Below are 21184 nucleotides of genomic sequence, written 5' to 3'. Positions count from 1 at the left end.
AAAATTAGGAATGTAATATGTTGTATTTGTTGGCAGAATGGTTAAATGATTATTTTACACCACTCAACGCCTTAACCTACCTCACATCGCGAATTATTCTCGGTGCGCTGACAGCATTGCTGCTCTCTATTTTTCTCGGTAAGCCAATGATCCGTTTATTGCAGCGACTGCAAATGGGGCAGTTTGTGCGCGATGATGGCCCACAGACCCACCTGAAAAAAGCAGGCACCCCAACCATGGGTGGGGCGTTGATTATTATCGTGGTCACAGTTGCGATGTTTGCTTGGGCAGATTTGCGTGTCGTCTATACATGGATTGCACTGTTCGTCTTATTGGGCTTTGGTGCGGTCGGCTGGGTCGATGATTACCGTAAGCTGGTACTCAAAGATCCGCAAGGTCTGCGTGCCAAACACAAATATGGCTTGATGTCGTTAGTTGCGATCGTTGCGGCACTGTGGCTTTATCTGATTGCCGATAACCCGATTGAAACTACTTTGGTCGTGCCATTTTTCAAGCAAGTTACCTGGCAAATGGGATGGCTATTTGTACCATTTGCTTATTTAGTCATGACTGGGGCAAGTAATGCGGTCAATTTGACCGATGGCCTTGACGGGTTGGCGATTATGCCGGTGGTACTGGTTGCTGGTGCTTTATGCGTCTTTGCTTATTTGTCTGGTAATACTTATTTCGCCAATTATTTGCATATTCCTGCGATTGTTGGAGCAGGGGAAATGGCGGTTTTCTGTGCGGCCATTGCTGGTGCAGGACTGGGTTTCCTGTGGTACAACGCTCATCCAGCACTGGTATTTATGGGCGACGTTGGTGCTTTGTCACTCGGTGCGGCATTGGCAATTGTGGCCATTATCATTCGTCAGGAGCTGGTATTTGCCATCATGGGTGGTTTGTTCGTCGCTGAGGCGTTATCAGTCATGGTTCAGGTCGGCTCTTACAAATACCGTGGCAAACGCGTGTTACGCATGGCGCCATTACATCACCACTTTGAATTATCCGGCTGGCCGGAATCACGCGTTACCATTCGTTTTTGGATTATCACTGTGGTTCTGGTGCTGATTGGCCTTTCAACACTGAAGTTACGCTAATGAATACTTATATCAATCGCCTGCGGGCACTCAATCTTGCTGAGCCGGTCTATGTGGCCGGCATGGGTATGTCTGGCCGTAGTGCTCTTGATGTATTGCGTGAAGCTGGTTACGACGCCATTGGTATTGACGAGCGCAGTGAAGGCCGCCATATCCAAAAAGTTAATTTTGATGATGCTGATTTGAGTAGTGCGGCAACGCTGGTTGTCAGCCCCGGGATTGACCGCCGCCGCGGTGCTTTTGCTCGCTATTTTGGCGAGATGATAAATGATGTTGAGTTGTTTGCGCGGATCATCGATAAGCCAGTACTGGCGGTAACCGGTTCGAACGGAAAATCAACCGTTGTCACAATGCTTGCTGAAGCGCTGCGTGCAGTAGGAAAAACCACAGCACTGTGTGGCAATATTGGCTACCCGGTACTGTCTGCACTGATCAACGATGATCCGGCTGATGTGTATGTTCTCGAATTATCCAGTTATCAGCTGGAGCTTTGCCCGAGTTTGGTGTCGCAAGTTGGCTGTGTTCTTAACGTCAGCCCAGATCACCTGGATCGCTATGAGACTCTTGAAGACTACACGGCTGCCAAAGCAAACTTGGTGCGTCAATCTAAGGTGTGTGTACTCAATCACGATGATGTGGCATGTCGCAAGATGGATGTGCTGAGTCCAGCTCTCCAATGGTTTGGTGCCAATCAGATAAATACGGTTAGTGATGGCTCAGTGGTGATTGATGGTGAGCCGCGTTTGCGTACTGATGAGTTGACGCTTAAAGGTGGGCATAACTATGCCAATGTTGTTGCCGTCTTGATTATGTTGCACGAGTTGGGATTGGATAATGATGCGGCGCTGGGCGCGGTCAAGTCTTTTGCCGGATTACCGCACCGTATGCAGGTAGTCCGTGAGCATAAGGGCGTCACTTGGTTCAATGACTCCAAGGCGACCAATACCGGCGCGACAGAAGCGGCATTGAGCGGCATTAACGCGCCATTGTTGTTGATTCTCGGTGGTCAGGATAAAAATCAGGATTTCAGCGGATTAGCTAGCTTACTCAAGGATAAGGAGCTACGCTCACTTCTGCTGATTGGCGAAAATAATACTGCGCTGGAAGGCTCGCTCACCAACGCAAACCTCAATTATGAGGTGTGTCATACGTTGGATAAGGCTGTAGCTAGGGCGCGTGAACTCGCCCAATCCGGAGATTGGGTGGTATTGTCGCCTGCATGTGCGAGCTTTGATCAATTTAGAGGCTATGCCCAGCGTGGTGAAGCCTTCATTAATGAGGTGAATCGCCATGGCGACTAAAACAGCAGGGCTGAAACGTCCAGTCGATAGTTTTCACCGTGCCCAGCGTGGTAGTGCATCTCGCTGGCATGATCTTGCTTTTCCCGATACGTGGCTTTTGGTTGCGTGGTTTTCATTGATTGCAGCGGGTTTGGTTGCTGTGACGTCAGCCTCTATGCCTGAAGCTGCAGATAATGGACAGTCATATTATTACTATTTACAGCGCCAATTAGTGTTTGTCGCAGTCGGGTTGATGGCGGCATATATTTGTTTTTCGGTTTCTATTCGTCAGTGGATTAAGCTGAGCCGCAGCATGATTGTCATTGCGGGTTTGTTGCTTGTGGTTATTCATATACCCGGCGTGGGCGCAGAAGTTAATGGTTCAGTGCGGTGGCTGAATTTGTTGGTGGTTAAGTTCCAGGTTGGTGAGTTGGTCAAGCTGGCAATCGTGCTTTATGTTGCCTCATTTCTTGATCGCAACAGCCGTGGACTGGATCGCTCGTGGTCACCAGTTATACGATTATTGATCTTAACGGCCGTATTTGCTGCTGCACTTTTGATCCAGCCTGACTTCGGTACCACTGCTGTGGTCACCGCGACTATTTTTGGCATGATGTTCCTTGGTGGTGTGAACCTCAAGCGCCTGCTTATTGTGGTTTCTTTGGGTATCATTGCAATGGTTGCATTGTTAGTGGCGGCGCCATATCGCCGTGAGCGCTTGGCTACATTTATGGATCCTTGGGAGCAAAAGTACGATAGCGGTTACCAGCTGGTGCAATCATTGATTGCTGTTGGCAATGGCCGTTTACAAGGGCTTGGATTAGGGCAGAGTATTCAAAAACATCAATTTCTGCCTGAAGCTCATACCGACTTCATTTTTGCAATCATTGCCGAGGAAACCGGCCTGATTGGTTGCATGGTTATTATTTTGCTGTTTGCGCTGCTGGTGTGGCGTATTTTCGTCACCGCGATGATTGCTGAAAGTGTGCGCAAGCGCTTTGCTTCACTGGTTGCTTATGGTGTTGGGATGTGGATTGCGATGCAGGCGTTGGTCAATATTGGCGTAACTGTTGGTGCATTACCGACTAAAGGCCTGACTTTACCATTCATTAGTTATGGTGGTAGCTCTATCGTGATTATGATGATGGCAATGGGCATTGTTTGTCGTATTGATGCCGAAAGTCGCTATCTTGCGCGCCGTGAGGGCATTATATGAGTCGCTTTGCCGGAAAGACGGTTTTATTCATGGCCGGTGGTACAGGCGGGCATGTTTATCCAGCCTTGACTGTTGCTGATGCCTTAGCGGCGGAGGGCGCAATAATTCATTGGCTTGGTAATGCGGATGGTTTTGAAGGTCGTGTAGTACCGCAGTACGGCTACGAATTGCACGATATTCAGGTTCGTGGATTACGCGGTAATGGTGCTGCTGGTTGGTTGAAAGCACCTTGGATGGTGTCGCGTGCCGTATCGCGGGCGTCTGGCGTCATTAAGGCTATTCGTCCTGATGTGGTCATCGGTATGGGTGGTTTTGCCGCCGGGCCGGGTGGTGTTGCAGCCAAATTGCGCGGCATTCCCCTGATCATTCATGAGCAGAATGCAGTAATGGGACTGACCAATAAGCTGCTTGCTCGCATTGCCAATTCTGTTTTGCTGGCTGATGTTCGCGCGAGCAAGGCGTTAGGTAGTAAAGAATATAAGGTGGTCGGTAATCCAGTTCGTGCGCAGATTATCGATAGTCGCCAACAACCAGCACGCTATCAGACGCGTGATGGCCAGATCCGCTTATTGGTACTTGGCGGTAGTCAGGGTGCCAAAGCTGTTAACGAAGCTGTGCCGCAAGCACTGGCTTTGCTCGATGCAGAAGAGCGACCAGCGGTTCGTCATCAGGTTGGGCCACGCTGGGTGGACGTGGTCAATAGTGCCTACCACGATGCAGGCGTCGTGGGTGAAGTTGTGCCTTTTATTGATGACATGGCAGGTGCACTGGCAGATTGCGATTGGGTCGTATGCCGTAGTGGTGCGCTAACAGTTGCTGAGTTAGCGACGGTGGGTGTACCGGCAGTGTGTATACCGTTACCACAAGCAGTAGATGATCATCAGACAGCCAATGCACAGACGCTGGTTGATGCAGGTGCCGCTGAAATATTGCCGCAGTCACAATTAAATGCACAAACCTTGGCCGAAGCAATTCGCAAGCGGCGCGATCGAGCCGCGTTGCGTATACAGGCTGAAGCAGCACTAAGCTGCGCTAAACCAAATGCAACACAGGATATTATTCACACCGTGGAGCCCTATTTATCATGATCAATAAAGCAGCAGACATTCATTTTGGTCGCATTGAGAAACGCCAGATGCGCCGGGTGCAAGAAGTCTTTTTTGTCGGTATCGGCGGTGTGGGCATGAGTGCAATCGCTGAAGTGCTGATTAATCTTGGTTACCGCGTCAGTGGGTCGGATTTGAAGCCTTCCGCTAATACTGATCGTTTGTGTGCTAAAGGTGCACGGATTGCTTTCGGACATGCTGCTGAGAATGTTGGCGATGCCAGCGTGGTCGTCACATCATCAGCGATTGATCCACGTAATCCGGAAGTGATTGAGGCGCGTGAGCGCGGTATTCCTGTTATTCGCCGTGCGGAAATGCTTGCTGAATTGATGCGTTTCCGCTTTGGTATTGCTATTGCAGGTACGCATGGCAAGACGACTACGACCAGCCTGACTGCTTCTATTCTTGCCGATGCAGGGCTTGATCCAACCTTTGTGATTGGTGGCGTTCTGACCAGTGTTGGTAGTAATGCCCGCCTTGGTGAGGGTCAATATCTCGTCGCTGAAGCTGATGAGTCGGATGCGTCGTTTTTGCATTTGCAGCCGATGATTTCAATTGTGACCAATATTGACGCAGATCACTTGGAAAACTACGGTGGCAGCTTTGAGCAACTTAAAGCCGGGTTTGTACAGTTTTTGCATAATCTACCGTTTTACGGGCTTGCCGTAGTGTGTATTGACGACCCGGGTGTGCGTGAAGTATTGCCAGAAATTGCACGCCCGACGCGCACTTATGGATTTGGTGAAGACGCAGATATCCGTGCCATTAATGTACGCCAGGATGGTTTGCTGATGCGTTTTGACGTCTATGACCGCGCTAGCGGTGAGCAATTCCCTGCAGCATTGAATATGCCGGGTAAGCACAATGTGCTTAATGCCTTGGCGGCGATGATTGTCGCTGAAGAGCTTGGTTTGGATCGTCAGGCGATTATTGATGGTCTTGCCCATTTCCGTGGTGTCGGCCGTCGCTTTACGCATCATGGCCAAGTCATGCATGCACGCGGTAGTGCGGACGTATTTGAAGATTATGGGCACCATCCGAGCGAAATTCGCGCAGTGCTTGATGCTGCGGCAGAAGGTTTTGCCGATCGCCGTGTTGTGGCAGTTTTCCAACCGCACCGTTTTACCCGTACCCGTGATTTATTGGATGATTTTGCCGCAGTACTCAGCCAGTGTGATGCGCTGGTGCTGACAGATGTCTATAGTGCTGGTGAGGCGCCCATTGATGGTGCTGATGCACGTACATTGGCGCGTGCTATTCGCGCACATGGCCGCGTTGAGCCGATTCTGATAGCGGATAAAAATGAGATTAATGCCCGCCTAAACGATGATTTACTTGAAGACGATGATGTGGTGATCTATTTTGGTGCGGGTGATATTGGCCGTTACGCAAAAGAAATGACCAAAAATGCTGGGGAGGAGTTAAGCAATGCATAAGCACGACTTGCAGCCTGCTTCCGCCTTTGGCAAAGTCGCCGTATTATATGGTGGGCGCTCTGCCGAGCGTGATGTTTCACTAAACAGTGGCCGTGCGGTTCATGAAGGATTGTGTGCATACGGCATTGATGCGCATTTGATCGATACAGGGCGTGATGATGTCCTGCATTCTCTTGCAGGATTTGATCGTGCATTTGTCGTCTTACATGGCCGTGGTGGTGAGGACGGCCAAATTCAGGCATTGCTCGATTATTTGGGCATACCTTATACCGGTAGTGGGATGACGGCTTGTGCTGTTGCAATGGATAAGCTACTGACCAAATCGGTGTGGCGCGATCATGGTTTGCCAGTATTGCCTGATACTCGCTTAAGTGCAGAAGATGATTATGTCTCTGTTTCAGCATTGCTTGGATGTTCGCAATTTGTGGTTAAGCCAGCACTGGAAGGCTCAAGCGTTGGTGTGAGTAAAGTCATCGATAGTGAGACATTCAAAAAAGCTTATCAGGCGGCTGGCGGCGATGGTGAAAAAATCATGGCTGAGCCTTGGATTGACGGGCGCGAACTGACTTACTCAATTCTCGGTGAGCGCGTGTTGCCCGGTATTGAAATCACCGCCAGCCAACAGCATGTTTTCTATGATTATGAGGCTAAATATCTCGCTGATGATACAGACTACGTCTGTCCCGCTCCGATCGACGATAAACTCAATGAATTTTTAAGCGAAACAGCACTCAAGGCATTCAAAGCACTGGGTGCATCAGGTTGGGGAAGAATTGATTACTTGCTAGATAGCGACAACAATGCCTACTTGCTCGAAATCAATACCGTGCCGGGTATGACTTCTCATTCATTGGTGCCTTTGGCTGCGCGCACCGTCGGGATTGAGTTCAGTGGGTTGGTTGTGCGGGTTTTGCAAACGACTTTGGCTGATAAGCAGGGGCGGTAATGAAATCAGGCAAAAGGTCAGTACGTTCATCAAAATCTGCGGTTAGTGTTCCGCGTGATCGTCATCCGTTGTGGCTAGGGTTGCTGGCAATCAGTGAGGCGATGTTGATTTTATTGTTGGTCGTCGGTATTGCGGTGGCGCTTTATTTCGCGTATCAGCGCCTGACCAAACAAGCTTTTTTCCCTTTGCGCAGGGTTATCATTGCAGAGCCTCTTCGCTATGGTTCGGCTGATGATGTCGCAGCAGCTGTGAATCGGGCAGGTGAACCAGATTTGATGCATGTCGATGTTCAAGAATTGGCAAAAAATATTAGTGATATCTCATGGGTGAGTGATGCAGTGGTGGAGAAGCGCTGGCCGGATAGTGTATACGTCCGCTTGCAGGAGCGCTTTCCGGTAGTACGGTGGGGGGGGCAGTATCTCGATAAGGATGCGGTACGTTTTTCATTGCCTAATCCACCGGCTCAGGAAGCACTCTTTCCTGTGATGGGCCCTGACGGTTATGAAGGGAAAGTATTGGCGCGCTATCGCGAAATGGAACCATGGCTGCTTGGCCAGCAGGTACCCATGAATGGTATTCGTCTCGATCCACGCCTGATTTGGCATATTGATTTACCTGGAGATATTGATGTGATCTTGGGGCGTGATGACCTCAATAACCGACTGAAGAAATTGGCGATGGTGTACAAGCGTGTGGTTGTGCCTTACGAAGCTTATATTGATGCAGTCGACCTGCGTTATCAGGACGGATTTTCAGTACGTTGGAAACCGGGTGTCAAACCTAAAAATGGACAAGAAGCGGCACTGTAGCGCCAGGAGTTAAAGATGAAAAATCGATCAGTAGAAGTCTTGGTAGATGTGGGCAGTGCGGCAGTGCGAGTGGCGATTGCTGAAATTGGAGGCCCCGCGGGGATTGAATTGCTCGGCGTTGGGTGTGTCAGAAGTCAGGGTATGCGTCGTGGTTTTATCGTCGATATGGAAAAGCTTCGCAATAGCCTGGAATATGCGATCGACGATGCAGAACGTAGTGCGGAATTAAAAATTAACAGTGCATGGTATGCCATCGGTGGCGAGATACTTGCGCTTAATACAGATGCTCATACGGCCATTCGTCAGCGTAATGTCACTGAGCAGGATATGGCGCTATTGCGTGCTGATGCTGTACGTAATGCCTCCGACAGTCGCTATCACTTATTGCATGCTTTGCGTCAGCATTATATGGTCGATGAACACGAAGGTATTGAGCAGCCAAAAGGCATGATTGCGGATCGACTTGGCGTGCGTATGCATGTTATTCAAGCACCGATAACCAATGTACGTAACCTTGAGCGATGCAGTGAAGGTGCGGGCATTGGTACAGATGGATTCATGTTTTCTGGTTTGGCAGCTGCTGAGTCGGTAGTGACAGAAGACGAGCGCCAATTAGGTTGCTGCGTTGCAGATATAGGTGCGGGTACGATTGATTTTGTTGCCTGGATACAGGGTCAGCCAGTCTATTCTGGATCGTTACCCATAGGCGGTGAGCACGCTTCTTCGGATCTGGCACAATTGCTCAAAACACCACGGGCTTATGCTGAAACCCTAAAATGCAGTAAAGGTAGCTTGGATACAGCGGATGATCAGGGTGAGGTCAGTGTATCGAGTACTGGCTTGCAAGGGCAGCGACAGTATAAGCGTAAGGACGTTAATGAAATACTGCGCCAGCGTTATAGCGAAATGCTGAGTTTGCTGACCAAAGAGTTACACCGTGGCGGCTGTCTACGCCATATGCACGCAGGTTTGATTTTGACTGGTGGTGCTGCTCGGATGCGTGGATTGGCGCAATTTGCCACGGAACAGAGCAATCTTTCCGTCCGCGTTGCACGGCCAGCGCCGATTCCGGGCCTTGCTGGGCGAGATGATGAGTATTGCTTTGCTACAGTCGTTGGTATGGCGGCTCTTTTGGCTGAGCCAGAAGAAGATGGTGCTTGGGAAACGCAGCCAAAACAAGGTATAATCGACAAATTAAAATCTTTTTTTCAGCGGCAATAATTGTGCGCAATAGGGGTAGAGTATGGCTTTTGAGTTAATGGAAGAACAGGAAACAATGCGTCACGTGCTGATTAAAGTGGTTGGCGTAGGCGGTGGCGGTTGTAACGCTGTTCGCCAAATGACTGATTTTGATCTAGAAGGTATTGAACTAATCGCGGTTAATACCGACATGCAAGTGCTGCAAAAAAGCCCTATTCAACATAAATTGCAGCTCGGTGTTGAGACAACAAAAGGCTTGGGCGCAGGTTCTAAGCCAGAAGTGGGCCGCCGCGCGGCTGAAGAGGATCGCGAGCGCATTCAAGAGACTTTGGTCGGTGCAGATATGGTGTTTATCGCTGCTGGTATGGGCGGTGGTACCGGTACGGGTGCAGCGCCAGTCATCGCTGAAATTGCGCGCGATATGGGCATTCTCACGGTAGCTATTGTTACCAAGCCTTTCTTCTTTGAAGGCGCACAGCGCATGAAAAAAGCAGAAGCTGGATTGGAAATACTGAAAAAGTCAGTTGACTGCCTGATCGTGATCCCTAATGACCGTATTTCTGCAGTAATGGGCGCGGAAGCGACCTTACTTGGTTCGTTCAAGACCGTTGACGACGTCCTTAAAAATGGCGTACAGAGCATTGCCAATGTGATCCAGCGCGAAGGCCTGATCAATATGGACTTGGAAGACGTCAAGACAATTATGTCCGAGCGTGGTATTGCTATGATGGGTACAGGCGAAGCTGAAGGCGAAGACCGTGCACGTGCCGCTACAGAAAAAGCAATCTCCTCACCACTATTGGAAAATATCGACTTGTCTCGTGCACGTGGTTTGCTGGTCAATATCACGGCGAGTTCATCAATTAAACAATACGAATACACAGCCGTTGGCGAGTTGGTTAATAGCCTTGTAGATGAAGAAAAAGTTAACGTCAAAATCGGCGTTATGCTTGATGATGATTTGGGCGAAGTCTTCCGCGTCACAGTCGTGGCGACGGGCATCAATAGCGATGATGAATTGCTAGCTGAGCAGGCAGATACTGATGAGGTTGAGGAAGATGACGGTTATATCGGGCTTGATATTCCGGCTATCTTACGCAATAAAGCCCGTTAATTATGACCAGACAACGCACAATTAAAATGCCGGTTTCCGGCTCCGGGATTGGTTTACACAGCGGCAACCGTGTCGATATCCGTATACTGCCTGCATCGGTAAATACGGGTATTGTCTTTCGTCGTATAGACCTCAAGCCACAAGTTGATATACCTGCACGCGCTGATTGGGTACGGGATACGATGTTGTGTACGGCATTGGTTAATCCGCAAGGTATTCGAGTCGCGACTATTGAACACTTGATGTCAGCACTTGCCGGGCTTGGGGTTGATAACGTTATTATCGAGCTCAATGCTGCTGAAGTGCCTATTATGGACGGCTCAGCTGCGCCTTTTGTGTACCTGCTGCAAAAAGCAGGTATTCAGGCTCAGGATGCTGCTCGTAAGTTTATTGCAGTCCATGAGACTGTTGAAGTGCGTGATGGTGACAAGTGGGCGCGTATCATTCCGTTTAACGGTATGCGTTTTGATTTTAGAATTGACTTTGATCACCCCGTCTTTCGCAACCGCAATAAGCATGCCCGTTTGGACGTTGATGCAGAATCTTACGTGCGCCATATTAGCCGTGCCAGAACGTTCGGCTTTTTGAAAGACATTGAGTATTTGCACAGCAATGGTCTTGCCTTGGGTGGCAGCTTGGACAATGCAGTCGTCGTCGATGATTATCGAATCATGAATGAGCAAGGGCTGCGCTACGATGATGAGTTCGTGCGCCATAAATTACTCGACGCGATGGGTGATTTGTATTTGGCTGGAGCGCCAATTCTTGGCTGGTATATGGGCTATAAGTCAGGGCATGATCTCAATAACAAGCTCTGTTTGGCGCTTCTTGAAGCACGTGCTTCGTGGGCGTGGAAAGAGCTTGATGAAGAGGATCAGGCCAAAGATGCTACAGTAGGTAATGCTGTTGGCAACACCTTGCTCGGCGGCTCTTTTTAATTCCAATATATTGCGCACCAAATAATGGTGCGCTCCAAAAAATCATACATCCGTAGAAACAAACGTATTGTTTTGATCGGTCGGCTGTATGATTTTTTGGTATTGGCTGTCTTGCTTATCGGAGCTACCGATATTTAAGTTTGTCGGTAAAAGGTGAGAAATTTTGAATAGATCAGCTGAACCTGAGCTAGCCTGCTGTAGGTGATATTGACAGCGGAGTCGCTTCGACTGAATATCAAGCGAAACTTTAGTATTTTGGCTCTAAAGTGTAGGCAATTAACTATAAGGTATGCAATATCATTGATGGCAATTAATTGCCAATAGAGCTTAGCCTAATCCACTTTCTTTAAATGCTTGCAGAATGCTTTCAGCTTCGCTGTCTGTGTAGCGCTTTGGATAAAGCGTTGCCGGAGGGCGTACGGTAATGCCTTGTTGTAATCTCATGCCTGGGTTTACTTGTATTTTGACTGTTGGTGGGTGTGGTAGTAGTGAAGCCAGGCGAGCTTCAATTTCACCTGCTAAAAAGCGCAATTGATACGCATCGCCGCCATTGTTGACGTATAAAGTCCAAATGCCATTTTGTACCCCGGCACTGATAGCGCGTGTTTGCCATTGATCCGGCAATGCTTGCAGCATTAAGCGGTCAAGGCGAGCACGGTCACGAGAGCCATCACTGTCGTTGAGTTGATTGGTCCAGCGAATGGCTAAGCGATCAGCTTTGGTAAAGGTATTTTTGTATTTCATTGTTTGATAAAAATAGCAGAGCTATATTGGGGCGGGCTTATTTTCTGGTAATCAGTTTATAGCTGATCAAAGTTAAAATCCACGTATATCACACGACTGGGATGAGGGGGTATTTCTGGTCAATAAGGTATGTTTACTTGAAATTTGGATGGCCAGCCCCCAGTTTTAATCATGATTGTATTTTTAATCGCTGGTCATCCGTGCCATCTTTGCTGGTTTCGGCTATGATGGCGCCCATATTTCAATGGTTATGTACAGTTGTTGTACTGACCAACGTTTGGTCAAGAGGTGTGTTATACACGGTTTGGTCAGCGTTTAACCGTAGAGAATTTAGGATAAGTTATGTTTAAGAATGTTGCGGCAAAAATGTTTGGGTCTAGGAATGACCGACTGATCAAGCAATATGGCAAAACAGTCGCTGCTATCAACCGACTTGAAGAGCAAGTAGCGGCGCTAGATGACGGTGCGTTGCAGGCAAAGACGAGTGAGTTTAAGCAAAGGATTGCTGATGGCGAGTCGTTGAAAAATCTGTTGCCTGAGGCTTTTGCCGTGGTGCGTGAAGCATCCAAGCGGGTGCTTGGGTTGCGCCATTACGATGTTCAGTTAATCGGCGGTATGGTATTGCATGAAGGCAAAATTGCCGAGATGCGTACTGGTGAAGGTAAGACATTGGTCGCAACGCTAGCGGTTTATCTCAATGCACTGACGGGTAAAGGCGTGCATGTTGTTACGGTGAATGATTATCTTGCTCGCCGTGACGGACAGGAACTTGGCGAACTCTATAGCTTTCTTGGCTTGTCGACCGGTATTATCGTCTCCGGTATGCCTCCTCATGAGAAACAAGCTGCATACAATGCTGATATTACTTATGGCACAAACAATGAGTTTGGCTTTGACTACTTGCGCAGTAATATGGCTCTTTCACCTCAGGATCGCTTGCAGCGTGAGCTCAACTTTGCGATTGTCGATGAAGTCGACTCAATCCTGATTGATGAGGCGCGCACACCGCTGATTATTTCTGGTGAAGCGGATATGAATACCGACCTTTACCGCCAGCTTAATGCACTGGTGCCAGCCTTGACCAAGCAGGAAGAGGAAGATGGCCCGGGCGACTTTAGTATTGATGAAAAAAGCAAGCAAGTTGGCTTGACCGATGAAGGGCATGATCACGTTGAAGCGCTGTTGATCGAGAAAGGCCTAATTGGCGAGGGTGAGAGTCTTTACAATCCGAAGAATATTGGCCTATTCCACCACTTGAATGCTTGCTTGCGCGCGCATCATTTGTTCCATAACAATGTGGACTATATCGTACGCAATGATCAGGTGATTATTGTCGATGAATTTACTGGCCGTACTATGGAGGGCCGCCGTTGGTCTGATGGCTTACATCAGGCGATTGAAATCAAGGAAGGGGTAACGGTCAAGAAAGAATCACAGACCCTTGCTTCAATCACATATCAGAACTTTTTCCGTATGTACGACAAGCTTGCCGGCATGACGGGTACTGCAGATACAGAGGCGTTTGAGTTTCAGGATATTTATGGCCTTGAAACAGTCGTTATCCCAACCAACCGCCCGGTACAGCGTATCGACCATGTTGATTTGATCTATCTCAATCAGCAGGGTAAATACACCGCTATTGCTGAGGAAGTCAAAGCCTGCCAAGAAAAAGGACAACCAGTACTGCTGGGTACGGCATCTATTGAAACGTCTGAAATTCTTTCTACTTTGCTCAACAAAGCCGGTGTTGCGCACAATGTACTCAATGCCAAGCAGCACGAGCGTGAGGCAGAAATTGTCGCCCATGCGGGCGAGCCGGGTGCGGTGACTATTGCTACTAACATGGCTGGTCGTGGTACAGACATCGTCTTGGGTGGTAACCTTAAGGCCGAACTTGCTGCGCTTGGTGCTGAGGCGAGTGCTGAGGAAAAGGCTAAAGTACGCGAAGATTGGCAAGCGCGACATGATCAGGTGCTTGAGGCCGGTGGTTTGCATGTGATTGGTGCTGAACGTCATGAATCACGCCGGATAGACAACCAGCTACGCGGTCGTTCGGGCCGTCAGGGGGATGCCGGCTCAAGCCGTTTTTATGTCGCATTGGATGATAATTTGGTGCGTATATTTGCTGGTGAACGCATGGCAAACATGATGACCCGCTTCGGTATGAATGATGAAGAAGCAATCGAGTCAAAAATGGTTTCGCGGCAGATAGAAGGTGCTCAGCGTAAGGTAGAAGCACATAACTTTGATGCGCGTAAAAACCTGCTTGAATACGACGATGTCGCGAATGAACAGCGCAAGGTCATTTACAGCCAGCGTAATGAGATTATGGAAGCTGAAAGTATTGCTGAGCTGGTCTCGAGTATGCGCGAGACGGTGATTAGCGAAGTCGTAGATCGCTACTTGCCAGCAGATCAGGTTCGCCAAAGCTGGGACGTCCGAGGGCTTGAGGCCGCATTGCTCGGAGATTTTGCTCTGAAAGTGGATATTGACGGTGAGTGGTTTGTAGCTGAGCCGGATATGAGTGCAGAAGCAGTCAAGCACCGTGTTATCGATATGCTTAGCGATATTCATGCAGAGAAAGAGTTGCGAGTTGGCGGCGAATTGATGCGCCGTGTTGAAAAGTATGTTGCTTTGCAAACCATTGATGACCAATGGAAACAGCACTTAAGCACGATGGATATGCTGCGCCAGTCAATTTGGCTGCGTTCGCGCGCGCAAAAAGATCCAAAGCGTGAGTATCAGCGTGAATCTTTTGAATTGTTTTCGACCTTGCTTAATCAAATTCAGTTTGAAATTGTGCGTGTACTGACGCATTTGCAGTTCCAAGAGCAACCTGCCTCGGCAGATGAACTTGAGAAGAAAGCACAGGAAAAACGCCAGCAGGAACTCTCAAGCGCGCAATATGCTGATGGGAAAGCTGCAGGCAGTGCTGAAGGTGCTGGGCGTTCTGAGCTGACGGAGGTGCAAATGAAGCGCACTGGTCGTAATGATCCGTGCCCATGTGGTTCCGGTAAAAAATTCAAGCAATGCCACGGTAAATTGAGTTAAAAATATGGCGTCAGGAGTTGCTGGTTCGTCTACCATTCATGTCGTGGTTGGTATTGTGTTTAATCGTGAGGGCGAAGTGCTGATTGCACAGCGGCCCTCTGATAAATCCTATGCAGGCTACTGGGAATTTCCCGGCGGCAAAGTAGAACAGGGAGAGTCTCCCGGTAGCGCACTGGTACGAGAGCTGAGAGAAGAGCTTGGTATAGATTTGCAAGGCTGTATATTTACCCATTTCATGCGTGGAGAACGAGACAATATCTTGCTCGACTTTTATACAGCTCACCCTCGCCAAGCTTTGGCGCCGCAGGGCTTGGAAGGTCAAGCCTGGAAATGGGCAGCTGTCAGTAGTCTGGATCAATACACATTTCCCGAGCCCAATACGGAAGTAATTGCCAAGCTTCGTGCTGGTGGATTGCAAAAATAACACTTTGGTGTGAATGTAGATTGGTAGAATAGGGCTTATATTTTTCTAAAGGGGTTGACGATGAAAAAAGGTAACAGAGCATTATTATTAGCAGTATCAGCCGCGGGGCTTGTTATGGCTGGATGTACCCAACCGTACCCTTCGCAGCAAGCTTATTCGCAACCACAGCAAACCTATACACAACCACAGCAAGTATACGGACAACAGCAAGGCTATAATCAGCAGCAGGGTTATAATCAATACAACCAGCAGCAAAATTACAACCAACAAGCCCAATACAACAATGGCCAAGGCCAATTGATTGGCAAGCCTAATCAGGCGCGTAATGCTGCATTGGGTGCTGCAGCTGGTGCGGCTGTAGGGCAATTGTGGGGTAAAGATACTGAAGCGACGGTCACCGGTGCTGTAATTGGTGGTTTAATTGGCAGTCAGGTAAATACGCCAAATTAATGCTTAGTTGAACAGATACCTAAACGCTGTGCTCAATTGCGCAAATGGCGTGTTAAAATGAGTCTCCCAACGTACCCGCCAAATCGGCGGGTCGTTTTTTTGAGCTAAAATAGAAATACAAATGACTGACATTTTATCTAACGATTACAGAGATCGACGCACCTTCGCGATCATTAGTCACCCGGACGCAGGTAAAACCACATTGACTGAAAAGCTGCTGTTATTCGGTGGCGCGATTCAGTTGGCGGGTACGGTCAAGGGCCGTAAAGCTGCGCGCCATGCGACGTCCGACTGGATGGCGATGGAGCAGGAGCGTGGTATTTCTGTTACTTCGTCAGTGATGCAGTTCCCCTATAACGGCAAGGTGATAAACCTACTCGATACACCAGGACATGAGGATTTCTCTGAAGATACCTACCGTACTTTGACTGCGGTGGATTCCGCGCTGATGGTGATTGACTGTGCCAAGGGTGTCGAGGAACGTACCATCAAGCTGATGGAAGTGTGTCGCCTGCGTGATACGCCCATTTTTACCTTTATCAATAAGCTCGACCGCGAAGGTCGTGATCCGATGTCGTTGATCGACGAAGTTGAAGAAGTGCTTAAGATTGATTGCGCACCGGTGACGTGGCCAATCGGCATGGGGCGTAATTTGAAGGGCGTTTATCACCTGCTTGAAGACAAAGTATTCTTTTACGAGCCGGGTAAGGGCAGCTTGGTTAATGTCGGTGAGGAAGTCGATGGGCTCGATAATCCACGCCTCGATGAATTATTACCCGATATGATTGATGAGTTTCGTGATGAAGTTGAGCTGATTCGTGAGGCGAGTAACAGCTTCGATCGTGATGCTTATTTGCGCGGTGAACTAACGCCGGTATTTTTCGGTTCGGCGATTGGTAACTTCGGTATCCGCGAGATGCTCAATGACTTTGCTGAATATGCGCCATCGCCTTTGGCACGCAAGACGACTGAGCGCGATGTCGCACCGAGCGAAGATAAATTCAGCGGATTCGTGTTTAAAATCCAAGCGAATATGGATCCAAAACACCGCGATCGCATTGCCTTTATGCGCATCAATAGTGGGCAGTTCTCTCCAGGCATGAAGCTGCGCCAAGTGCGCCTCGCACGGGACGTGAAAATTCCTGATGCGTTGACTTTCCTCGCAGCTGAGCGTGACCACGCAACCAGTGCAGTAGCAGGCGATATTATCGGTATCCACAACCACGGCACGATCCGTATTGGGGATACTTTTACTGAAGGTGAAGATTTGCAGTTTGTCGGCATTCCCGACTTCGCGCCAGAACTGTTCCGCCGTGTGCGCTTAAAAGACCCACTTAAAATGAAGGCACTGCTCAAAGGCTTGGAGCAGCTTTGTGAAGAAGGCGCGACGCAGTTTTTCAAGCCAATGATCGGCAATGATTTGATCCTTGGTGCGGTTGGTGTCCTGCAATTTGACGTGGTGCAAGCGCGCTTACAGACCGAGTACAAGGTTGATTGTATTTTTGAGGGCGTCAACGTCGCGACAGCACGCTGGATTGAAGCGCCAAACGACAAGGCACTCAAGCAGTTCGTTGATAAAAATCAGCAGAATCTCGCCGAAGATCACTACGGGCAGCTGGTATACGTTGCGCCGTCGCGGGTCAATTTACAGCTGACCCAAGAGCGTTTCCCGGATATTACGTTCTCGGCGACGCGCGACCATTTGGCACAATAAACATCCGTCACGGCAATATTGTCTGATCTTGCGGGTGGGCTTTTTGCAAAGATATGGTGTTTGGTTATAGACAGGAGCAAATATGATGAATGAGGAAGTGACTCAGCTGAATCAGGTTCTTGAAACCGGGCGTGCTTTTGCTCGCCTGCGTTGGCAGAACAGTGCATATTTGCTGCCAGTGACGGTGCGTGATGACGTACAGCTTGATGACTTGCTCGGCATTGAGCAACACAAGCAGGCTGTGAGCGATAATATTGCGCGCTTCCTCAATGGAAAAAGCTATAACCATATGCTGCTGTGGGGGGCTCGCGGCACGGGGAAATCCTCGCTGGTTCGTGCATTGTTTCACGCCAATGAAAGGCTGGCGATGATTCAGCTGGCCTGTGATGATCTCGAAGATCTGGCTTTTTTGCTGTGGGTGCTCGGTGAACGCCGTGGCCAGCATTATTTGGTCTATATTGATGATTTATCTTTTGCTGCTGATGATGGCAGCTATCGTGCGCTAAAAGCAGTGCTTGATGGCTCATTGCAGGGCATTCCCGATAACGTCATGCTCTGTGTGACGTCAAATCGTCGCCATTTGCTCGCTGAATATCATCGCGGTGACGATGCGGTGCATCCTGAGGAAGACGTTGAGGAACACATTTCCCTCTCAGAGCGCTTTGGCCTGCGCGTTTCATTTCATCCTCTCTCCCAGCAGGCCTACCTCGATGCGGTGGCACATTGGCTGGCTCAAGATCATCGAGATGCTGATGAACACAGCCGCCGTGCGGCATTGCAGTTTGCATTGGCGCGTGGCTCGCGCAGTGCGCGCGTCGCAGAGCAGTTTGTGCGTCAGTACCGAGGCTGATTCATGGAAGGGCAGCACATCGCACGTTTCACCAAAGGCAGCTTATGGCGCCATATCACGGTGATGTCTCTGACCAATGCCACCGGTATGGTCATGGTGTTTCTAGCTGACTTTGTCGATATTTTCTTTATTGCCCAACTTGGTGTTGCTGAACTCGCGGCGGGGGTCGGCTTTGCCGGAACAGTGCTATTTTTTGTACGTTCATTAGCGGTGGCGATGGGTATTGCCACCAGTGTGCTGGTGTCGCGTTACCTCGGGATGAATGATCGCGATGGTGCAGCGCGGATGGCGACCAATACGCCATTGCTCGCGCTATTGATTATTGCCTGTGTGGCGACTGTGGTATTTATTTGGCGCAGCACGTTGCTTGGCTGGGTCGGTGCGACGGGTACGACACTTGAATATGCGGCGAATTATCTTGCGATCGTGATTCCTGGTACGCTGATGATGACGCTTGGCATGTGTGGCGGGCAAATTATTCGCGCGATGGGTGAAGCCAAGCAGGCGATGTGGATTCCGATAGCGGCCGGCTTGGTTAACGTTGCACTTGATCCGTTGTTTATCTTCGTCTTTGGTTGGGGATTGCAAGGTGCAGCGTGGGCGACGGTACTGTCGCAGGCGACGATGATGTTGCTGACGTGGTGGATCATCATTTTCCGCCATCGCATGGTTACGCGCAGTAGTGTACGTGAATGGATTGATGGCGTGCGCCCGACGCTCGAAATTGCCGTACCGTCGATGCTGACTAGCCTCGCAGCACCCGTCAGTACCGCATTTGTATCGCGCATGATGGCGCAGTTTGGCGACAGTGCGATTGCGGCCTTTGCCGTGGTTATGCGCTTGGTGCCGGTCAGCCTTGCGGTGGTTTTTGCTCTCTCGAGTGCGGTCGCGCCAATCGTTGGGCAAAATGCCGGTGCCGGGCAATTCGACCGTGTACGACAAACCCTGAATGTCGCGTTCAAGTTTAATTGGCTGGTGGTTGCGATTGTCACTGCATTGCTGTTTTGCCTGCGTCATATTTTGCCGGAGCTGTTTTCACTCAGTGGTGATGCAGCTGCGCTGATGGTGTTCTTTTGCAGCGGTATGACGCTGCTATTTGGCTTTGATGGTATGGTATTTTTCCTCAATGCAACTTTTAACAACCTCGGTCGTCCGCTGTATTCGACGCTGGTTAATGTTGGTCGTGTGTTTCTCGGCGTGGTGCCGATGGTCTATATCGGGCAGCATTTCTGGGGGGCTAATGGTGTATTGCTCGGTTTTATGGCGGAATGTGTTGTGGTCAGCTTTATCAGCTGGTTTGTCGCTACACGTTTGATTGGGCGCTATCAGCGCGGTGAATTGGTGCTTGGGCGTCAGCGTCGCCGTGATCAGCGTCGTGTTGTCGCGCTGTGGCCGTTTACCAAGCGGTGGCCATCATGATGCATGTTGCTTTATTTCAACCGCAAATCCCGCCCAATACCGGCAATATCATCCGCCTGTGTGCCAATACTGCGACAACGTTGCACTTGATCCATCCGCTTGGTTTTGTGTGGGACGATAAGCGCCTGCGCCGTGCGGGTATGGACTATGCAGAATTTGCTGCCGTGCAGCATCACGATAATTGGGCACAATTCGCTACAGCCATGCACGGTAAAACCATTTGGGCATTGACCACACGCGGCCAGCGTAGTGTCTATGATGCTACTTTTAGCGCAGGTGATGTCCTGCTGTTTGGCAGTGAAACAGCGGGATTGAGTGCAGAAGTTCATGCTTTTCTACCGGATGTACAAAAATTGCGCTTACCAATGCATGCAGAATCACGCAGTATGAATTTATCCAATGCCGCGGCGGTCGTGCTTTATGAAGCACTGCGCCAAACCGGCTTTGATGGTTTGCGCTGATGCTGCGATTATCCGTTTTACTCGCGCTTATTCGCCCTCGCACGTTGTTGCTCGGTATTGCCGTTATGTTGCCCGGTAATGCGGTGGCGTGGCGTGATGGTCAGTTTAGTGTAGTGTTATTTGCCCTGATGCTGGCGACGACCATTGCTTTGCAATCTTTATCCAACATCGCTAACGATTATGGCGATGGCAAGCGCGGTACAGATGATCAGCGTATCGGGCCAGTTCGAATGGTTGCCAGTGGTGCATTGTCTTTGCGCGCTGTGCGGCGCTGTATGTGGGTATGTGCGCTATTGGTGTTGCTGCTCGGGGCGTCTCTGCTATTTCTTGCATTTGATCAGTGGGTGCAGGTCGCCGATTTTGCTGTTTTGGGTATTTTGTCGATGCTTGCCGCAGTTGGTTATACGGTTGGGCGCTATGCTTACGGCTATTACGGGCTTGGAGAAATTGCGGTATTTGTTTTTTTCGGCTTGCTTGCCGTGATGGGAAGTTATTACCTGCAGACGCATCAGATTAATTCAAGTCTGTGGATTGTGGCGTGTGGTTGTGGTTTGTTTGCGGCGGCTGTACTCATGATTAACAATTTGCGTGATCTGGATAATGATCGCGATGCCGGCAAGCATACTGTTGCGGTTTTTCTGGGTCGTAAGTATGCACTGTTACTTTATGGCTGTGTATTATTTGCTGGGTTACTGTGCTATTTGATGTTTGCATTGATGGCTCGGCAATGGGGTGTGCTGCTCTGCATTATTTTGATGCCAATGCTGATCAAACATATTCATCGCCTGCGACTCGCCACCAGCGCACATAAAGTTGGTGCAGAATTGCCGGCCATCGTGGTTATTAATCTGTTGGTCAATGGCTTGTTCGTGGTTGGGACTGTATTGTCGGCACTATTATTTCAATAAAAATCAAAGATATTATCG

General features: G+C 49.4%; 19 protein-coding genes. 18 read left to right on the top strand and 1 reads right to left on the bottom strand.

Annotated elements, in window-relative coordinates; all coding sequences use genetic code 11:
• Positions 1–17: 17 nt before the first annotated feature.
• From mraY to lpxC, 10 genes are read left to right on the top strand one after another with little or no spacing between them, the layout of a single operon-like run.
• Complete coding sequence (gene mraY / locus KRX19_09135) at positions 18–1100, top strand: phospho-N-acetylmuramoyl-pentapeptide-transferase (GenBank protein ID MBV7435184.1); 1083 nt, start codon at positions 18–20, stop codon at positions 1098–1100.
• On the top strand, positions 1100–2401 hold the full coding sequence (gene murD, locus KRX19_09130; GenBank protein ID MBV7435183.1) for a UDP-N-acetylmuramoyl-L-alanine--D-glutamate ligase: 1302 nt from the start codon (positions 1100–1102) through the stop codon (positions 2399–2401). Before mraY ends, murD begins: the two co-directional genes overlap by 1 nt.
• On the top strand, positions 2391–3596 hold the full coding sequence (gene ftsW / locus KRX19_09125) for a putative lipid II flippase FtsW (GenBank protein MBV7435182.1): 1206 nt from the start codon (positions 2391–2393) through the stop codon (positions 3594–3596). The genes murD and ftsW overlap by 11 nt, the downstream gene beginning before the upstream one ends.
• The gene (gene murG / locus KRX19_09120) at positions 3593–4684 is read left to right on the top strand and encodes an undecaprenyldiphospho-muramoylpentapeptide beta-N-acetylglucosaminyltransferase (GenBank protein ID MBV7435181.1); all 1092 of its coding nucleotides are present in this window, start codon (positions 3593–3595) and stop codon (positions 4682–4684) included. Before ftsW ends, murG begins: the two co-directional genes overlap by 4 nt.
• Before the next feature lie 47 nt (positions 4685–4731).
• Positions 4732–6138 (top strand): UDP-N-acetylmuramate--L-alanine ligase, encoded by a 1407-nt coding sequence (murC, locus tag KRX19_09115; GenBank protein ID MBV7435180.1) that lies wholly within the window; start codon positions 4732–4734, stop codon positions 6136–6138.
• On the top strand, positions 6131–7084 hold the full coding sequence (locus KRX19_09110) for a D-alanine--D-alanine ligase (GenBank protein ID MBV7435179.1): 954 nt from the start codon (positions 6131–6133) through the stop codon (positions 7082–7084). The genes murC and KRX19_09110 overlap by 8 nt, the downstream gene beginning before the upstream one ends.
• Complete coding sequence (locus tag KRX19_09105) at positions 7084–7893, top strand: cell division protein FtsQ/DivIB (protein ID MBV7435178.1); 810 nt, start codon at positions 7084–7086, stop codon at positions 7891–7893. Before KRX19_09110 ends, KRX19_09105 begins: the two co-directional genes overlap by 1 nt.
• Positions 7894–7908: 15 nt before the next feature.
• Positions 7909–9114: a cell division protein FtsA gene (gene ftsA, locus KRX19_09100; GenBank protein ID MBV7435177.1), complete on the top strand. Its 1206-nt coding sequence runs from the start codon at positions 7909–7911 to the stop codon at positions 9112–9114.
• A 22-nt stretch (positions 9115–9136) separates the two neighbouring features.
• Positions 9137–10207, top strand: a complete 1071-nt coding sequence (gene ftsZ, locus KRX19_09095) for a cell division protein FtsZ (GenBank protein MBV7435176.1) — start codon at positions 9137–9139, stop codon at positions 10205–10207.
• 2 nt (positions 10208–10209) lie between these two features.
• Positions 10210–11145 carry a UDP-3-O-acyl-N-acetylglucosamine deacetylase gene (gene lpxC, locus KRX19_09090; GenBank protein ID MBV7435175.1) on the top strand — a complete coding sequence of 312 codons (936 nt, stop codon included), beginning with the start codon at positions 10210–10212 and terminating at the stop codon, positions 11143–11145.
• Between the two features lie 327 nt (positions 11146–11472).
• Here the strand turns inward: lpxC and KRX19_09085 are convergent, their stop codons facing one another.
• The gene (locus tag KRX19_09085; protein MBV7435174.1) at positions 11473–11889 is read right to left on the bottom strand and encodes a hypothetical protein; all 417 of its coding nucleotides are present in this window, start codon (positions 11887–11889) and stop codon (positions 11473–11475) included.
• Between the two features lie 342 nt (positions 11890–12231).
• Between KRX19_09085 and secA the strand changes: the two genes are divergently transcribed.
• The 8 genes from secA to menA all read left to right on the top strand — a co-directional run bounded on the left by secA (position 12232) and on the right by menA (position 21166).
• On the top strand, positions 12232–14940 hold the full coding sequence (gene secA / locus KRX19_09080) for a preprotein translocase subunit SecA (GenBank protein ID MBV7435173.1): 2709 nt from the start codon (positions 12232–12234) through the stop codon (positions 14938–14940).
• Positions 14941–14944: 4 nt separating this feature from the next.
• On the top strand, positions 14945–15364 hold the full coding sequence (locus KRX19_09075; protein ID MBV7435172.1) for a (deoxy)nucleoside triphosphate pyrophosphohydrolase: 420 nt from the start codon (positions 14945–14947) through the stop codon (positions 15362–15364).
• Positions 15365–15661: 297 nt separating this feature from the next.
• Positions 15662–15814: a glycine zipper 2TM domain-containing protein gene (locus KRX19_09070; protein MBV7435171.1), complete on the top strand. Its 153-nt coding sequence runs from the start codon at positions 15662–15664 to the stop codon at positions 15812–15814.
• Between the two features lie 121 nt (positions 15815–15935).
• Entirely contained in the window at positions 15936–17528 is a 1593-nt protein-coding gene (locus KRX19_09065; GenBank protein ID MBV7435170.1) for a peptide chain release factor 3, read from the top strand.
• An 82-nt stretch (positions 17529–17610) separates the two neighbouring features.
• On the top strand, positions 17611–18378 hold the full coding sequence (locus tag KRX19_09060; protein MBV7435169.1) for an ATP-binding protein: 768 nt from the start codon (positions 17611–17613) through the stop codon (positions 18376–18378).
• 3 nt (positions 18379–18381) lie between these two features.
• On the top strand, positions 18382–19797 hold the full coding sequence (locus tag KRX19_09055) for an MATE family efflux transporter (GenBank protein ID MBV7435168.1): 1416 nt from the start codon (positions 18382–18384) through the stop codon (positions 19795–19797).
• Entirely contained in the window at positions 19794–20258 is a 465-nt protein-coding gene (locus tag KRX19_09050) for a tRNA (cytidine(34)-2'-O)-methyltransferase (GenBank protein MBV7435167.1), read from the top strand. Before KRX19_09055 ends, KRX19_09050 begins: the two co-directional genes overlap by 4 nt.
• A complete protein-coding gene (gene menA / locus KRX19_09045; GenBank protein MBV7435166.1) occupies positions 20258–21166 on the top strand; it encodes a 1,4-dihydroxy-2-naphthoate octaprenyltransferase in 909 nt (302 codons plus the stop codon). Before KRX19_09050 ends, menA begins: the two co-directional genes overlap by 1 nt.
• The last annotated feature ends 18 nt before the right edge of the window (positions 21167–21184 follow it).

Source organism: Cardiobacteriaceae bacterium TAE3-ERU3 (assembly GCA_019218315.1).
GTDB lineage: Bacteria > Pseudomonadota > Gammaproteobacteria > Cardiobacteriales > Cardiobacteriaceae > JAHUUI01.
The sequence above is the reverse complement of the archived record's forward strand: the minus strand, read 5'-3'. Positions and strand labels throughout refer to the sequence as shown.

Excerpts from the sequence above, each read along its gene's own strand:
- mraY (MBV7435184.1), top strand. The coding sequence starts at position 18 with ATGTTGTATTTGTTGGCAGAATGGTTAAATGATTATTTTACACCACTC.
- murD (MBV7435183.1), top strand. The coding sequence starts at position 1,100 with ATGAATACTTATATCAATCGCCTGCGGGCACTCAATCTTGCTGAGCCG.
- ftsW (MBV7435182.1), top strand. The coding sequence starts at position 2,391 with ATGGCGACTAAAACAGCAGGGCTGAAACGTCCAGTCGATAGTTTTCAC.
- murG (MBV7435181.1), top strand. The coding sequence starts at position 3,593 with ATGAGTCGCTTTGCCGGAAAGACGGTTTTATTCATGGCCGGTGGTACA.
- murC (MBV7435180.1), top strand. The coding sequence starts at position 4,732 with ATGCGCCGGGTGCAAGAAGTCTTTTTTGTCGGTATCGGCGGTGTGGGC.
- KRX19_09110 (MBV7435179.1), top strand. The coding sequence starts at position 6,131 with ATGCATAAGCACGACTTGCAGCCTGCTTCCGCCTTTGGCAAAGTCGCC.
- KRX19_09105 (MBV7435178.1), top strand. The coding sequence starts at position 7,084 with ATGAAATCAGGCAAAAGGTCAGTACGTTCATCAAAATCTGCGGTTAGT.
- ftsA (MBV7435177.1), top strand. The coding sequence starts at position 7,909 with ATGAAAAATCGATCAGTAGAAGTCTTGGTAGATGTGGGCAGTGCGGCA.
- ftsZ (MBV7435176.1), top strand. The coding sequence starts at position 9,137 with ATGGCTTTTGAGTTAATGGAAGAACAGGAAACAATGCGTCACGTGCTG.
- lpxC (MBV7435175.1), top strand. The coding sequence starts at position 10,210 with ATGACCAGACAACGCACAATTAAAATGCCGGTTTCCGGCTCCGGGATT.
- KRX19_09085 (MBV7435174.1), bottom strand. The coding sequence starts at position 11,889 with ATGAAATACAAAAATACCTTTACCAAAGCTGATCGCTTAGCCATTCGC.
- secA (MBV7435173.1), top strand. The coding sequence starts at position 12,232 with ATGTTTAAGAATGTTGCGGCAAAAATGTTTGGGTCTAGGAATGACCGA.
- KRX19_09075 (MBV7435172.1), top strand. The coding sequence starts at position 14,945 with ATGGCGTCAGGAGTTGCTGGTTCGTCTACCATTCATGTCGTGGTTGGT.
- KRX19_09065 (MBV7435170.1), top strand. The coding sequence starts at position 15,936 with ATGACTGACATTTTATCTAACGATTACAGAGATCGACGCACCTTCGCG.
- KRX19_09060 (MBV7435169.1), top strand. The coding sequence starts at position 17,611 with ATGATGAATGAGGAAGTGACTCAGCTGAATCAGGTTCTTGAAACCGGG.
- KRX19_09055 (MBV7435168.1), top strand. The coding sequence starts at position 18,382 with ATGGAAGGGCAGCACATCGCACGTTTCACCAAAGGCAGCTTATGGCGC.
- KRX19_09050 (MBV7435167.1), top strand. The coding sequence starts at position 19,794 with ATGATGCATGTTGCTTTATTTCAACCGCAAATCCCGCCCAATACCGGC.
- menA (MBV7435166.1), top strand. The coding sequence starts at position 20,258 with ATGCTGCGATTATCCGTTTTACTCGCGCTTATTCGCCCTCGCACGTTG.